We start from the raw sequence: 13,102 nt of genomic DNA on the forward strand, positions 1-13,102 counted from the left end.
GCGCTTGTTGTCATGGAAACGACACTCCCGATTCTCTCGATGTCCGTGGCCGCCGCAGCGTCCGCTGCCGCCGTCCTCCCGAAGATCAAGGCGCGGGTCGAGCTCTCCCGCGCCAAGCACCGCTCGCTCGCCGGGCACTCCAAGATGTCGCGCAGGGTGGCGCGGCTGCTGCCGTTCTACGAGTTCGCGGGTGATCAGTACTTCGCATGCGACGGCGCGCCGGCGAACATCGCAGCGCAGCGCAAGGACGCCTTCTTCCGTCTCGCCAGGCTTTACGCCGAGCGCTACCCCAAGGGCCGCGCGATGACGAAGGAAGCGGCGGAGACGATCTCCGACCTGAACTTCACCGAAAGCTACCGCGTGCCGTTCCAGTTCTCGCGTCTCGTCCGCGAGCATCTGGGCACCTCGACCTTCATGGAATCCTCGCGCGGCGTCACCGTCACCGATGTCGACGGTAACACTGCTTACGACCTCACGGGCTCCTACGGCGTCAACATCTTCGGCAACGATTTCTACAAGGAGTGCATCGAGGGCGCCGAGAAGCGCGCGCATGCGCTCGGCCCCGTGCTCGGCCCCTACCATCCCGTCATCCTCGAGAATGTGCAGCGGCTCTGCCAGATCTCCGGCCTCGACGAGGTCTCGTTCCACATGTCCGGCACCGAAGCCGTGATGCAGGCGGTGCGGCTGGCGCGCTACCACACCAAGCGCACGCATCTGGTTCGCTTCGCCGGCGCCTATCACGGCTGGTGGGGCGACGTGCAGCCGGGCGTCGGCAATCCCATTCCTGCGCACGAGACCTACACCCTCGCCGAAATGTCGGAGAAGACTCTGCACGTCCTGCGCACGCGCAAGGACATCGCCTGCGTGCTGGTCAACCCGCTGCAGGGGCTGCATCCCAACGCCAACGCACCCGGCGATTCCTCGCTGGTCGATTCCTCCCGCGGCGGCAATTTCGATCGCGCGGCGTACACCGAGTGGCTGAAGAAGCTGCGCGAGGTTTGCGACCAGCGCGGCATCGTGCTGATCTTCGACGAGGTCTTCGTCGGCTTCCGCCTCGCCGCCGGCGGTGCCCAGGAATATTTCGGCGTCAAGGCCGACATGGTGACCTACGGCAAGAGCCTCGCCGGCGGCCTGCCGGTCGGCGTGGTCTGCGGCACGCGCGAATTGATGCGCCGCTTCCGCGACGACCGCCCCGCCGACATCTGCTTCGCCCGCGGCACCTTCAACTCGCACCCCTACGTCATGACGGCGATGGACGAGTTCCTGAGCCGCCTCGCCAGCCCGAATTTCCGCGCGGTCTATGACGGGCTGGAGGAGACCTGGAACGGGCGCGTAAAGAAGCTCAACCAGATGATGACGGACGCCGACCTGCCGGTGCGCTTCGCCAACTTCTCCTCGATCTGGACGGTGAAATACACCACGCCGTCCCGCTACAATTGGATGCTGCAATATTACCTGCGCGCCGAGGGCCTGGCCTTGAGCTGGGTCGGCACCGGCCGGCTGATCTTCAGCCTCAACTACACCGACGCCGACTTCACCGAAGTCGCCGACCGCTTCGTTCGCGCCGCACAGAAGATGAAGGCCGACGGCTTCTGGTGGCACGACGGCGCGCTCACCAACAAGCAGATCAAGCGCCAGATCCTGAAAGAGATGCTGGCCAAGCGCTTCGGGCGCTGAGGCCCTTCCCCTTACAACCGTCATTCCGGGGCGAGGTCCATCCTCCCCCTCTCCCCGCTTGCGCGGAGAGGGTTGGGGTGAGGGGGACTCTCCGCGCGCGCGGTGAAAGTTGGCGGACGACCGTCTGGCAGCGCCCCCGCAGAGACTCCCCCTCACCCGGATCGCATCTACGACGCGTTCCGGCCTCTCCCCGCAGGCGGGGCGAGGCGAAGAAGCCGCAGCGACTGCCCCCCACACGTGGATGCCCGGGACAAGCCCGGGCATGACGCAACCATTGGACATCGAAGTGCTTGGTGGGACCAGCGCGCTCAGGCGTGCTGCTCTTCGAGCACCGGCTCGTCGATGAAGCCCAGTGTGTGCTCGGGGTTGAGGTGCAGGCCGGGGTCCATCAGTTCGCCGCGCATCAAGGCGAGCGGAGCGCCGCGATAGAGCATCAGATCGTGGAACGGGTCGGTCAGGATCTTGGTCATCCAGACGAGGCCGGTCTCGACGTCACGGATGAAGAACAGATGCACGGTGCGGAACAACAGGCCGCCGCCGCCGACCACGAGCCAGATCTTCGCCACCTGCCGCATGAAATCGGTCGCGCTGGCCCACGGCGTGAACAGGCCGAACAGGGTGGGATCGATGACCAGGACCAGCGGCGACAGCGCCCAGATCGCCATCAGCACCACCTTGCGCTGTAGATTGTAGCCGACCTTGATCTCTTCCTTGTACTCGTGCGTCGCCTGGTTGATGTGGTCGTAAGTGTGCGGCTCGAAGAAGAAGTGGCCGGCCTGGCGCGAGGTCATCGAGACCAGCCAGCCGACCAGGGCGGAGACGACGGGATCGATGAACAGCCAGACATAGGCGAAGAGGAAGCTCAGCGCGCTGACGAAGTGCAGGCTCTGATTGATGCGGCTGTGGTGATAGTAGCGATGGTCGTCCCAGCGCTGGATCCGCAGCTGCTCGAGATAGTTCTTGATCATGCTCTCCCCCAAAATGCTTTCGGGTTCAGGATTTACAGAGATTCGATGTAGGCCGTGTGACATCATCATTTTGTCATGTGACGATGTGCAGCGGCGCGATGACGCACGCGACGCGTGAGCTCACGCTGCCTTGGCGACGTCGACCTTGCGGAAGCGCACCAGCGAGAAGTGCCCCAGCGGCGGAATCAAGCGGCGCTCGGCGAGTTCGATGCCGTGCGCGCCGGCGAGCCATTTGGCGTAGCGCGACCAGGCGAACTCGGCGGTGCGGAAGCCGAGCGGACGCACCACCGGCTGCAGCTTCTGCTCGATGAAGCGGCGCATGCCGGTGTCGGCGCTGACGCGGGTGAGGATGATCAATTCGCCGCCCGGACGCAGCACGCGGGCGAATTCGTCGAGCGCCTTCTCCGGGTTCGGCACGGCGGTGACGACGTATTGCGCCATCACGACGTCGAACGAGTTGTCGGGGAATTCGAGCTTCTCGGCGTCCATCACCGCGAGGCCCTCGACGTTCTTCAGATTGCCTTCGCTGACGCGGCGGCGCGCCTTGTCCAGCATCGCTTCCGAGATGTCGGTGCCGAAGATGCGCAGGTTCGGCGCGTAGAGCGGCAGCGAGATGCCGGTGCCGACGCCGACCTCGAGCACGCGGCCGCCGATCTTGTTGGTGGCCGTAATCGCGGCCTGCCGGCCCTTGGCGAACACGCCGCCGAACACGAGATCATAGACCGGCGCCCAGCGGTCATAGGCCTGCTCGACCGTGCCGCGCGTGAGGTCGAGCTGCTGGGTGCCGTCAAGGTTCATGATCTTAGCCATCGATGAGGTTCTCGCTGTGGTTCGAATGGACGATCAACCGCGTACCGGCCGCCGCGCCATGCGAGGCGAGGCGCGCAGGACGCGGCTGGGCTGCAGTGAGGTGAGGTTGCCGACGAACTGGCGCGCGCTGTTCTCCCAGGAGCGCTCCAGCGCGAAATTGCGGCAGGTCTGACGCGACATGGTGAGCGCGCGCAGGCACGCGGTGCGCAGATCGTGGTCGATGGCGCCGATCGGGTGATCGGCAATGACGTCCTTCGGTCCCGTGACCGGAAACGCCGCAACCGGCGTGCCGCAGGCGAGCGCCTCGAGTTGCACCACGCCGAACGTATCGGTCAGGCTCGGAAACACGAACACGTCGGCGGAGGCGAGGTGCGCGGTGAGATCCGCACCCTTCTTCTCGCCGAGGAATACCGTGTCCGGATATTTCTTCTCCAGCGCCGCCTTCTGCGGGCCGTCGCCGACGACGACCTTGGTGCCGGGCAGGTCGAGCGAGAGGAACGCTTCGAGATTCTTCTCCACCGCCACGCGCCCCATCGTCATGAAGATCGGGCGCGGCAGGTCGAGCTCAGCCGGAGCGTCGGGATGAAACAGCTCGGTGTCGACGCCGCGCGTCCAAAAGCCGAGCCGCTTGAAGCCGCGCTCGGACAGCTCCTGCCGCAGCGAGGGCGTCGCCACCATCGTCATCGCGGCGGCATCGTGGAAATGGCGCAGCACCGCATAGCCGACCCCCGCCGGGATGCCGGTCCGCACCGAGACGTATTCCGGGAAGCGCGTCGTGTAGGAGGTGGTGAAGGCGAGCCGGTTGCGGCGGCAATAGGCGCGCGCGGCCCAGCCGATCGGGCCTTCGGTGGCGATATGCAGCGCCTCCGGCGCGCACCTCTCGATCCGCCGCGCGATCTCCTTTCCGCTCGGCAGCGCAAAGCGCAGGCCCGGATAGGTCGGCAGCGGCCAGGACGGAAAGCCGTCGGGGGTGAGGAAGTCGATCTCGACATCGAGGGCCTTGGCCGCATTCGCCAGCGAGGTCAGGGTGCGCACCACCCCATTGACCTGCGGATGCCAGGCGTCGGTCGCGATTAATACCCGCATGGGAAAATCCCGAGAGTTTGATGATTCTCAGGCATCGACCATCAACGAAGGATATTTCAGGCGTGTGACGTCACAGAAGTGTCGGCGTGCTGTTTTGTTCGTTAACGGGCCCGCGGAGCCACGAAACTGTCATGAAACAATTCTTGCCGCCGTGAAACCGTTTTCGGTTTTGCGCGCAAATGTCCCGAAACGTTTTGCCGTTAGGACTTTAGGCAACGGAGCACCGCAATGGTGCCGCGGTGAGCAAAACACCGAGCAAACAGGGGCGATCACATGTTCAATCTGGACACGTTCAAGACGTTTTCGCGTGCCGTTGCGCTCAGTGCAGTCGCGGTCTCCGCCATCGCGTTCGCGAGCGCAGCCAAGGCGGCGCCGGTGCAGATCTTCCCGTTCTTCCAGCCGCTGCCGCCGATGACCGCGCCGCAGCCGCTGCAGCCCTATCAACCGTATCAGCAGCCCTATCAGGCGCCCTACCAGACCGAGCCGTCCGAGGATCAGGACGCGGTCGAGATGCCGGCCCGCTTCCGCCGCCAGACCGTCTCTTACGCAACGCGCGAAGCCCCGGGCACGATCATCATCGATACGCCCAACACCTATCTCTATTACGTGCTCGGCAATGGCCAGGCGCTGCGCTATGGCATTGGCGTCGGCCGCGACGGCTTCACCTGGTCCGGCGTCCAGTCGGTGAGCCGCAAGGCCGAGTGGCCGGCCTGGACTCCGCCGCCGGAGATGATCGCCCGCCAGCCCTATCTGCCGCGCCACATGGCCGGCGGCCCCGGCAACCCGTTGGGGGCCCGCGCGATGTATCTCGGCGGCACCATCTACCGCATCCACGGCACCAACGCCCCCGAAACCATCGGCAAGCGCGTCTCCTCCGGCTGCATCCGCATGACCAACGGGGACGTCACCGACCTCTATTCCCGCGTCAACGTCGGCACCAAGGTGATCGTGCTGCCGATGACCGAGCGTCGTGCAGACCTCGGCGCCACGAACCGCTAAAACGACAGGACATCATGACGCGAACGGCCCCGGAACCCACCGGGGCCGTTTTCGTTTGCCCTCGACATCCCGCGTGCTGCGGCGCGATCCCGATGGAGGCGCAAATGCGACCACGAAGGCACCCCTCGCAACGCCCATGGCTGCACGCCCTCGCCGGCGCCGGAGCACTGGCGCTGCTCGTGTCCGCGCCCTGCTCGCTCGCGCAGCAACCCGCGCCTGACGACACGGGCCAGCAGGCCTTCAACAATTCCTGCCGCACCTGCCACTCCATGAAGGAGGGCGACAATCGCCTCGGTCCCAATCTGAACAAGATCGTCGGACGCAAGGCCGGCTCGCTGCAGGACTACAATTACTCCTCGTCGATGAAGGACGCCGGCTTCGCCTGGGACCAGGACAAGCTCACCCGCTTCATGGTCAAGCCGGACGAGGTCGTGTCCGGCCACAAGATGCAGCCCTATGGCGGTATCTCGGCGGAAGAGGCCACCCGCGTGATCGCCTATCTGCAATCGGCGGCAGGGCAGCGCTAGAGGCAGCACTTGCGCAGGCTTGCGGTTGCTCGCTAGCCTGGCTTCAGCAGCCATGGCACGCGCATGACACAAACACCCTTTCCCTATCGCGATAACACCGCCGAGCTCCAGGGCATCCTGGTCACGGACGACGCAACATCAGGCCGGCGCCCCGGCGTCGTGCTGTTTCCCGACGCCCGCGGAATCGGGACGCATGCGATCGCCTGCGCGGAACGACTGGCCGGGCTCGGCTTCGCCGTGCTGGTGGCCGATCTCTATGGCGGCGGCAGGACGGCGCCCGACGTCGCCGAAGCGATCAAGCTGATGAACGAGCTGCGAGCCGACGAAGAGCGCTGGCGCGGGCGGGCCCAGGCGGCGCACCTCGCCCTGTCAGGGCACGAGGCGGTCGACGTCATGACGCTTGCCGCCATCGGCTATTGCTTCGGCGGCACCACCGCGCTCGAGCTGGCGCAAACCGGCGCGACGCTCGCCGCAGTCGTCTCCTTCCATGGCGGACTCACGAGCCTGAAGCCGGATCGTGCTGCCCATATCAAGGCCAAGGTTCTTGTCTGCCACGGCGCCGCCGATGCGCTGGTGACGATGGCCCAGCTTGGCAGCTTCGAGGAGCATATGCGCAGGACCGGCGTGGACTGGCAGGTCAACGTCTATGGCGGCGCGGCGCATGGCTTCACCAATCCGGAGCTCGTCGGCGCCGCCTTGCCGAACCACGCCTACCATGCCGCCGCGGATCGGCGGTCATGGGCCGCGATGCTCGGCCTGTTCGAGGAAGTGTTTGGGCTGAAGCTGCGCTAGTCTAGGCGGCTGCGCCCCGCCACTCCGCGATCAACCTCAGCCAAGCCGCTGCATGAAACGCACTCATCAGGAGATACATCGGCACCATCCCGCCGAGCAGCGAGCCCTGCCCGGCGCTGCACAGCGTATCCGCCGGGCCGTCGCCGAGCATGGCCGTCAGCAGTGCCATCATCGCGAAGGTCGGCGTGGCCGCCAGGCCCAGCCATCTGGCGAGGTGGCGCGCGGCCGCCACAGCGTCGGGGCTGACGCTGGGGGCCGCGCTGACCGGACCGGTCATTGCCGTTCTCCCGCAGCCTCCTCGCGGAAGGCTTTCTCGCCGGCGTCCGAGATCTCCACCCATTTCTTGTCGGGCGCCGCACCGTCTGTGTAGCTGTCGTGCCAGTTCCACCATTTGTAGGTCGGGGTCTGCGGATAGCCCGGAGGCGAATCCTCCCACACCTCCTGCCGGCCGAGCGGGGTGATGTCGAGATAGTTCCAGGTGCCGCCCATCTGTTCATCACCGCGGCTCTTGACGAAATAGGTGCGGAAGATGCGGTTGCCGTCGCGGTAGAACACGTTGGTGCCGTGCCATTCGTCCACGCCGAAATCCGCATCGAAGCTGTCGGTGACCGTGACCCAGGGCATGGTCCAGCCCATCCGCTGTTTCAGCCTGACGATGTCGGACTGCGGCGCGCGCGAGGCGAACACCAGGGTGGTATCGCGGGCGTTCAGATGCGAGACATGGGCGACCTGGTCGGCCACCATGGAGCAGCCGCGGCAGGCATGATCGGGCCAGCCGAACACGCCGGGCTCGAAGAAGGCGCGGTAGACGATCAGCTGTCGCCGGCCCTGGAACAGATCAGCCAGGCTGACCTTGCCGCCGGGCCCCTCGAACGCATAGGTTTTGCTAACTTCCATCCATGGCATGCGCCGGCGCTCGGCGGCCAGGGCGTCGCGGGCACGGGTATGCGCCTTTTCCTTCACGAGCAGTTGCTGGCGGGCGGCCTCCCAGTCGTGCGCCGACACCACCGGCGGGGTCTGCATGGCGGTCTGTCCGTTGGTTCCGGCCTTTTCTGCTGATGTCATCATGACTCTCCAAAGCTTTTGCTTGACGTCCTGCCAACAATTTCTGGCACCAAGCGGTTGCGCGGTGGGAGTAACAAGTGTGGCGGGATTGACATGGAGTCGCTGATCACGGCCGCCGCGCGCGCATTGGAGGCCGGCGATCCGCTTGGCGCGCTGAACCGCGTCGCGCTGCGCAACGACGCACCGTCGCTGGCGCTCCGCGGCATCGCGATGGCGCAGCTCGGCGATCTCGCCAAGGCCAAGACGCTGCTGCGGAGCGCTGCGCGCGCCTTCGGACCGCGCGAGGCGGTGGCACGCGCAAGGTGCCTGGTGGCCGAAGCCGAGATCGCGCTGGTCTCGCGCGATCTGAACTGGCCGGTGAAGACGCTCGCGGCGGCCCGCGCGACGCTCGAAAAGCACGGCGATCTCGTCAATGCCGCCCATGCAGGCCATATCGAGGCGCGCCGCCTGCTTCTGGTCGGGCGCCTTGACGAGGCCGAGCGCACGCTGGCCGAGGTCCGTCCCACGCCGCTCCCGCCCGCGTCCCAAGTCGTCCGCGAACTCGTGGTCGCCGGCATCGCCATCAGGCGACTCAGAACGAAAGACGCGCGCGCGGCGCTCAGCCGCGCGGCTGACGCGGCGCGCCTTGCCAGCATCCCGGCGCTCCTGGCCGAGGTGGACAGCGCGAACCTGATCCTCGTCACGCCGGCAGCACGCCTGATCGCGCGCGGCAGCGAACATCCGTTGTTGCTGGGAGAGGTCGAACGGCTGGCGACCTCGACGGCGCTCGTCGTGGACACCTTCCATCACGTTGTCCGCAGGCAAGGCGTCGCGGTGTCGCTCGGAACGCGTCCCGTGCTGTTCGCGCTCGCGCGTCTCCTGGCGCAGGCATGGCCCGCGGATGTCTCGCGCGAGACGCTGATCTCGGGCGCATTTCAAGCCAGGCACGCCGACGAATCGCACCGCGCGCGCTTGCGCGTCGAGATCGGACGGCTCCGCACCCAGCTCGAGCCGCTGGCCGACATCAGCGCGACGCAGCAGGGCTTCGTGCTGGCGCCGCGGAAGACGCGCGACGTCCTCGTGCTGGCGCGGCCCGATGAGGAAAAGCACGCCGCTGTCCTCGCCTTTCTCGCCGACGGCGAGCCGTGGTCGAGCTCGGCACTCGCACTTGCGCTTCGCATCAGCCCGCGCACCGTGCAGCGCGCCCTCGAAGACCTGGCGCGGTCGGGCAAGGTGCAATCGTTCGGACACGGACGGGCGCGCCGCTGGATGACACCGCCCGTCCCCGGTTTCCCGACAGGCTTGTTACTCCCCACACCGCTCCTGAAGACATAGGATGCGCGTTGAGCACAGGGATCGAGCACATGAAACGTTCAGCCGCCGAGATCGTCACGGAGTATGGGCCCTTTCCAGGCGTTGAGGCCGTGCATGGCGTCACCTATGACGGCACGCATGTCTGGTTCGCCTCCGGCGACAAGTTGAACGCGGTCGATCCGGCCGACGGCAAGATCGCGCGCTCCATCGACGTCGCCGCTCATGCGGGAACGGCGTTCGACGGAAGGCATCTGTTCCAGATCGCCGAGGACCGCATCCAGAAGATCGATGCGGCCTCGGGCAAGGTGCTCGGCACGATTCCGGCGCCCGGCGGCGGCGGCGATTCCGGCCTGGCCTGGGCCGAGGGCTCGCTCTGGGTCGGACAATATCGCGAGCGCAAGATCCATCAGATCGATCCCGAGACGGGGAAGATCCTCCGCACCATCGAGAGCAAGCGCTTCGTCACCGGCGTGACCTGGGTGGATGGCGAGCTCTGGCATGGCACCTGGGAAGGCGAGGACAGTGATATCAGGCGGATCGATCCTGAAACGGGCAAGGTGCTCGAGCAGCTCGACATGCCCGCTGGCACCATGGTCTCGGGCCTGGAGTCCGACGGCGGTGACCGCTTCTATTGCGGTGGCGGAGATCGCGGCAAGGTGAGAGCGGTCCGCCGTCCGCGGCACGGCTAGGCCCGCAATACGCGGCAACGTCCCGTTCACACCCGTTAACCTGTTCGCCCCAATTCCACCCCACCGGTGCGCTCTAGCGCCCTCCTCGCCCGCCCTGTAGAATCCCCGCCCGGGCGGCTTGGGGGATTGATGCGTCTGACGTGGAATCTGAAGACAATCCTGATCGGCGTCGCGGTGCTCGCGGCGTCGTTCTTCATCAGCCTGAAGGCGATGGACCTGCTGTCGCCGCGCGCGACGAATTCGGCGCCGCCGGTCGCGCAGCTGCCGCCGCTGCCGCCGGCTTCGAAGAGCTCCATCGTGATCGCGCCGGTCGCCATCGCGCTGTCGGCGATCCGCGAGCAGGCCGAGAAAGCCGCGCCGCGCAATTTCGCCGGGAAGGCCGACAACCCGATCTCGCAGATCCTGGAGAACGCCGATATCGGCTGGTCCGCCGTCCGCGGCCCGATGGCGGCAAACGGCGACAAGGACGTGCTGACGATCTCGACGCCGCTCACCGGCAAGCTCAACGTGACGGGCTCGCTGTCGTCGAAGGCCACCGGCGCGCTTGGCGACGCGCTCGGCAGCGTCCTCGGCGGTGACGCCGCGAAGCGGATCGGCGCGGTCAACATCAAGAACCTGAACGCGAGCGCGGAGATCAAGGGCAACGTCGTCGTCACCTCGCGCCCGAAGCTCGCCGCCGCCTGGCATCTGGAGCCCAACCTCGGCGCCCAGGTCAATCTCGGCGACACCAACGTCAACGTCGCCGGCGCCAAGGTCAACGTGCCCGCGCAGGTCAAGCCGCTGATCGACAAGACTGTCGGCGAGCAGATCAACGCCGTCTCGGAGCGCATCCGCAGCGATCCCAGCCTGCGCGAGAATGCGAAAGCGCAATGGATCAAGGCCTGCCGCTCGATCCCGCTGCAAGGATCCAGCGCTTCGGCAGCGCTGCCGCCGCTCTGGCTCGAGATGAAGCCGGTGCGCGCGATCGCGGCGCAGCCGCGCGTCGATGCGCAGGCCGTGACCTTGCTGCTCGGCCTCGAAGCCGAGACACGCGTGACCTCGACGCAGACCAAGCCGGACTGTCCATTCCCCGACAAGATCTCGATCGTGCCGCCGACCGGCACCGGCGTGAACATCGGCGTGCCGATCGACGTGCCCTTCACCGAGATCAACAAGCTGATCGCGGCCCAGATGGTCGGCCGCACCTATCCCGAGGACGGCTCCGGCCCGGTCGACGTCACCGTCAAGAGTGCCAACGTCATCCCCTCGGGCGACCGGCTGCTGATCTCGCTTCTGGTGCGCGCCAAGGAAAAGAAGAGCTGGTTCGGCCTCGGCGCCGAGGCGAATGTGCACATCTGGGGCCGGCCGGTGCTCGACCAGGCGCAGCAGACGCTGCGGCTCACCGACATCCAGCTCGCCGTGGAATCCGAGGCTGCCTTCGGCCTCCTGGGTGCCGCCGCCCGCGCGGTGATGCCGCAGATGCAGCAGGCGCTGCTGCAGAAGGCAACCCTCGATCTGAAGCCGATCGCTGCCAACGCCCGCGAGAAGATCGCGGCCGCGATCGCCGATTACCAGAAGAGCGAGGACGGCCTCAAGGTCGAGGCCAAGATCGACAGCCTGACACTCGCCGACATCGCCTTCGATTCCAAGACGCTGCGCGTGGTCGCCGAAGCCGGCGGAGCGCTGAACGTATTCGTGACGAAGCTGTCGGGGATGTAGCGCGTCCCTGCTCGTCGCAGGGCCGTCGCATTTGACTTGTTGCAGCGGCCTGCGCGCACGCCTCGTCCTTCGAGACGGCGCTTACACGCCTCCTCAGGATGAGGCTATTCGACGTCAGTGCCCTCTGAAACTGCAGCCACGCCCTCCATCCTCATCCTGAGGAGCCCGCCCAAGGCGGGCGTCTCGAAGGATGGCCGCAGGGAAAGCTTTCATAAGGGATCGTCCCGCCACTCACCGGACCCTCACAATTCCTCGTCGCTTGCGCCGCTGGCATTCTCGCTGCAGGATGCTAATCTCGCACGGCATTGTAGGGGACAACGCGAGGACAACATGGAAGCCGGCATGGTCACGCCTGCGCCGGCGCTGGTGCGTTTTTCAGGCATTCAGAAGACCTATGATGGCGAGCATCTCGTGGTGAAGAACCTCGACCTCGATATCAGGAAGGGCGAGTTCATCACCCTGCTCGGCCCCTCGGGCTCGGGCAAGACGACCACGCTGATGATGCTGGCCGGCTTCGAGGTGCCGACCCATGGCGAGATCTACCTGGCGGACCGGCCGATCAAGAACGTGCCGCCGCACAGGCGCGACATCGGCATGGTGTTCCAGAACTACGCGCTGTTTCCGCACCTGACGATCGCGGAAAACATCGCCTTCCCGCTATCGGTTCGCAAGTCGAGCAAGGCGGAAACGCAAGAGCGCGTCAACGCGGCGTTGCGCATGATCAAGATGGAAACCCTGGCGCACCGGCGGCCCGGGCAATTGTCCGGCGGTCAGCAGCAGCGCGTGGCGCTGGCTCGCGCGCTGGTGTTCAATCCGCAGCTCGTGCTGATGGACGAGCCGCTCGGCGCCCTCGACAAGCGTCTGCGCGAGCAGATGCAGCTGGAGATCAAGCAGCTGCACGAGACGATGGGCATCACGATCGTCTATGTCACCCACGACCAGAGCGAAGCGCTCACCATGTCGGACCGCATCGCCGTCTTCAACGACGGCATCGTGCAACAAATCGACCGCCCCGACGCGCTGTATGAGCATCCCGTGAACAGCTTCGTCGCCCATTTCATCGGCGAGAACAATGTGCTCGCCGGCACCGTCGAGACGATCGACAAGGACTATTGCAGCATCGCGCTGGCCGGTGGCGGCACCGTGACAGCGCGGGCGGTCAACGTGTCAGGCGCGGGCGCATCGACCTCCCTGTCGGTGCGGCCGGAGCGTGTCGCAATCGTCACGAATGGCAATTCCGGTGAGGGACCGAACCGGCTCCCGGCGACGGTCCAGAACACGATCTATCTCGGCGATCACGCGCTGGCCGTGCTCGATGTCGCCGGCAACGCCGAGTTCATGGTCAAGCTTCAGCCGGGAGCGCATGACAGCCTGAAACATGGCGGAACCGTATTCATCACCTTCCGCCCGGAGGACTGCCTCGCCCTCGATCCGGTCTGATCTGCCGCCGGCGAAGCTGAAACAATCAATGTCAACGCAACTCACATAAAGAAGGAAC

The 13,102-nt window shown here is 66.1% G+C and carries 13 protein-coding genes; 8 read left to right on the plus strand and 5 right to left on the minus strand.

Annotation, left to right across the window (positions count from 1 at the left end):
- Positions 1–12: 12 nt before the first annotated feature.
- Positions 13–1,677, plus strand: a complete 1,665-nt coding sequence (locus ACNJYA_RS28885) for an aminotransferase class III-fold pyridoxal phosphate-dependent enzyme (RefSeq protein WP_439364044.1) — start codon at positions 13–15, stop codon at positions 1,675–1,677.
- A 308-nt stretch (positions 1,678–1,985) separates the two neighbouring features.
- Here the strand turns inward: ACNJYA_RS28885 and ACNJYA_RS28890 are convergent, their stop codons facing one another.
- The 3 genes from ACNJYA_RS28890 to ACNJYA_RS28900 form a co-directional block, all read right to left on the minus strand.
- A complete protein-coding gene (locus tag ACNJYA_RS28890; RefSeq protein ID WP_172787213.1) occupies positions 1,986–2,645 on the minus strand; it encodes a hypothetical protein in 660 nt (219 codons plus the stop codon).
- A gap of 120 nt (positions 2,646–2,765) precedes the next feature.
- The gene (locus tag ACNJYA_RS28895; protein ID WP_439364045.1) at positions 2,766–3,455 is read right to left on the minus strand and encodes a methyltransferase domain-containing protein; all 690 of its coding nucleotides are present in this window, start codon (positions 3,453–3,455) and stop codon (positions 2,766–2,768) included.
- A 33-nt stretch (positions 3,456–3,488) separates the two neighbouring features.
- Complete coding sequence (locus ACNJYA_RS28900) at positions 3,489–4,541, minus strand: glycosyltransferase family 4 protein (protein WP_172787211.1); 1,053 nt, start codon at positions 4,539–4,541, stop codon at positions 3,489–3,491.
- A gap of 273 nt (positions 4,542–4,814) precedes the next feature.
- Here ACNJYA_RS28900 and ACNJYA_RS28905 point away from each other — a divergent pair, with 273 nt between their 5' ends.
- The 3 genes from ACNJYA_RS28905 to ACNJYA_RS28915 all read left to right on the plus strand — a co-directional run bounded on the left by ACNJYA_RS28905 (position 4,815) and on the right by ACNJYA_RS28915 (position 6,859).
- A complete protein-coding gene (locus ACNJYA_RS28905; protein ID WP_212254584.1) occupies positions 4,815–5,540 on the plus strand; it encodes a L,D-transpeptidase in 726 nt (241 codons plus the stop codon).
- Between the two features lie 92 nt (positions 5,541–5,632).
- A complete protein-coding gene (locus tag ACNJYA_RS28910) occupies positions 5,633–6,067 on the plus strand; it encodes a c-type cytochrome (protein ID WP_212254583.1) in 435 nt (144 codons plus the stop codon).
- A 63-nt stretch (positions 6,068–6,130) separates the two neighbouring features.
- Positions 6,131–6,859 carry a dienelactone hydrolase family protein gene (locus tag ACNJYA_RS28915; protein ID WP_212254582.1) on the plus strand — a complete coding sequence of 243 codons (729 nt, stop codon included), beginning with the start codon at positions 6,131–6,133 and terminating at the stop codon, positions 6,857–6,859.
- A 1-nt stretch (position 6,860) separates the two neighbouring features.
- Here ACNJYA_RS28915 and ACNJYA_RS28920 read toward each other — a convergent pair whose 3' ends face one another.
- Both ACNJYA_RS28920 and ACNJYA_RS28925 read right to left on the minus strand, forming a co-directional pair.
- Positions 6,861–7,136, minus strand: coding sequence for a hypothetical protein (locus tag ACNJYA_RS28920; RefSeq protein WP_212254581.1), 276 nt, complete (start codon positions 7,134–7,136; stop codon positions 6,861–6,863).
- Entirely contained in the window at positions 7,133–7,927 is a 795-nt protein-coding gene (locus tag ACNJYA_RS28925) for a DUF899 domain-containing protein (protein ID WP_212254580.1), read from the minus strand. The genes ACNJYA_RS28920 and ACNJYA_RS28925 overlap by 4 nt, the downstream gene beginning before the upstream one ends.
- 90 nt (positions 7,928–8,017) lie before the next feature.
- Between ACNJYA_RS28925 and ACNJYA_RS28930 the strand changes: the two genes are divergently transcribed.
- The 4 genes from ACNJYA_RS28930 (at position 8,018) to ACNJYA_RS28945 (ending at position 13,044) form a co-directional block, all read left to right on the plus strand.
- Positions 8,018–9,238, plus strand: a complete 1,221-nt coding sequence (locus ACNJYA_RS28930; protein WP_439364046.1) for a helix-turn-helix domain-containing protein — start codon at positions 8,018–8,020, stop codon at positions 9,236–9,238.
- A 29-nt stretch (positions 9,239–9,267) separates the two neighbouring features.
- The gene (locus ACNJYA_RS28935; RefSeq protein ID WP_172787204.1) at positions 9,268–9,906 is read left to right on the plus strand and encodes a Vgb family protein; all 639 of its coding nucleotides are present in this window, start codon (positions 9,268–9,270) and stop codon (positions 9,904–9,906) included.
- 129 nt (positions 9,907–10,035) lie between these two features.
- Positions 10,036–11,604 carry a DUF4403 family protein gene (locus tag ACNJYA_RS28940; RefSeq protein ID WP_439364047.1) on the plus strand — a complete coding sequence of 523 codons (1,569 nt, stop codon included), beginning with the start codon at positions 10,036–10,038 and terminating at the stop codon, positions 11,602–11,604.
- 330 nt (positions 11,605–11,934) lie between these two features.
- The gene (locus ACNJYA_RS28945) at positions 11,935–13,044 is read left to right on the plus strand and encodes an ABC transporter ATP-binding protein (RefSeq protein WP_439364048.1); all 1,110 of its coding nucleotides are present in this window, start codon (positions 11,935–11,937) and stop codon (positions 13,042–13,044) included.
- Positions 13,045–13,102: the final 58 nt, after the last annotated feature.

The sequence above is a fragment of the Bradyrhizobium sp. BLXBL-01 genome (genome assembly GCF_051853025.1).
Lineage (GTDB): Bacteria > Pseudomonadota > Alphaproteobacteria > Rhizobiales > Xanthobacteraceae > Bradyrhizobium.

Coding starts and splice junctions, on each gene's coding strand:
- ACNJYA_RS28930 (WP_439364046.1), top strand. CDS start 8,018: ATGGAGTCGCTGATCACGGCCGCCGCGCGCGCATTGGAGGCCGGCGAT.
- ACNJYA_RS28905 (WP_212254584.1), top strand. CDS start 4,815: ATGTTCAATCTGGACACGTTCAAGACGTTTTCGCGTGCCGTTGCGCTC.
- ACNJYA_RS28900 (WP_172787211.1), bottom strand. CDS start 4,541: ATGCGGGTATTAATCGCGACCGACGCCTGGCATCCGCAGGTCAATGGG.
- ACNJYA_RS28915 (WP_212254582.1), top strand. CDS start 6,131: ATGACACAAACACCCTTTCCCTATCGCGATAACACCGCCGAGCTCCAG.
- ACNJYA_RS28890 (WP_172787213.1), bottom strand. CDS start 2,645: ATGATCAAGAACTATCTCGAGCAGCTGCGGATCCAGCGCTGGGACGAC.
- ACNJYA_RS28940 (WP_439364047.1), top strand. CDS start 10,036: ATGCGTCTGACGTGGAATCTGAAGACAATCCTGATCGGCGTCGCGGTG.
- ACNJYA_RS28910 (WP_212254583.1), top strand. CDS start 5,633: ATGGAGGCGCAAATGCGACCACGAAGGCACCCCTCGCAACGCCCATGG.
- ACNJYA_RS28885 (WP_439364044.1), top strand. CDS start 13: ATGGAAACGACACTCCCGATTCTCTCGATGTCCGTGGCCGCCGCAGCG.
- ACNJYA_RS28945 (WP_439364048.1), top strand. CDS start 11,935: ATGGAAGCCGGCATGGTCACGCCTGCGCCGGCGCTGGTGCGTTTTTCA.
- ACNJYA_RS28895 (WP_439364045.1), bottom strand. CDS start 3,455: ATGGCTAAGATCATGAACCTTGACGGCACCCAGCAGCTCGACCTCACG.
- ACNJYA_RS28925 (WP_212254580.1), bottom strand. CDS start 7,927: ATGATGACATCAGCAGAAAAGGCCGGAACCAACGGACAGACCGCCATG.
- ACNJYA_RS28935 (WP_172787204.1), top strand. CDS start 9,268: ATGAAACGTTCAGCCGCCGAGATCGTCACGGAGTATGGGCCCTTTCCA.
- ACNJYA_RS28920 (WP_212254581.1), bottom strand. CDS start 7,136: ATGACCGGTCCGGTCAGCGCGGCCCCCAGCGTCAGCCCCGACGCTGTG.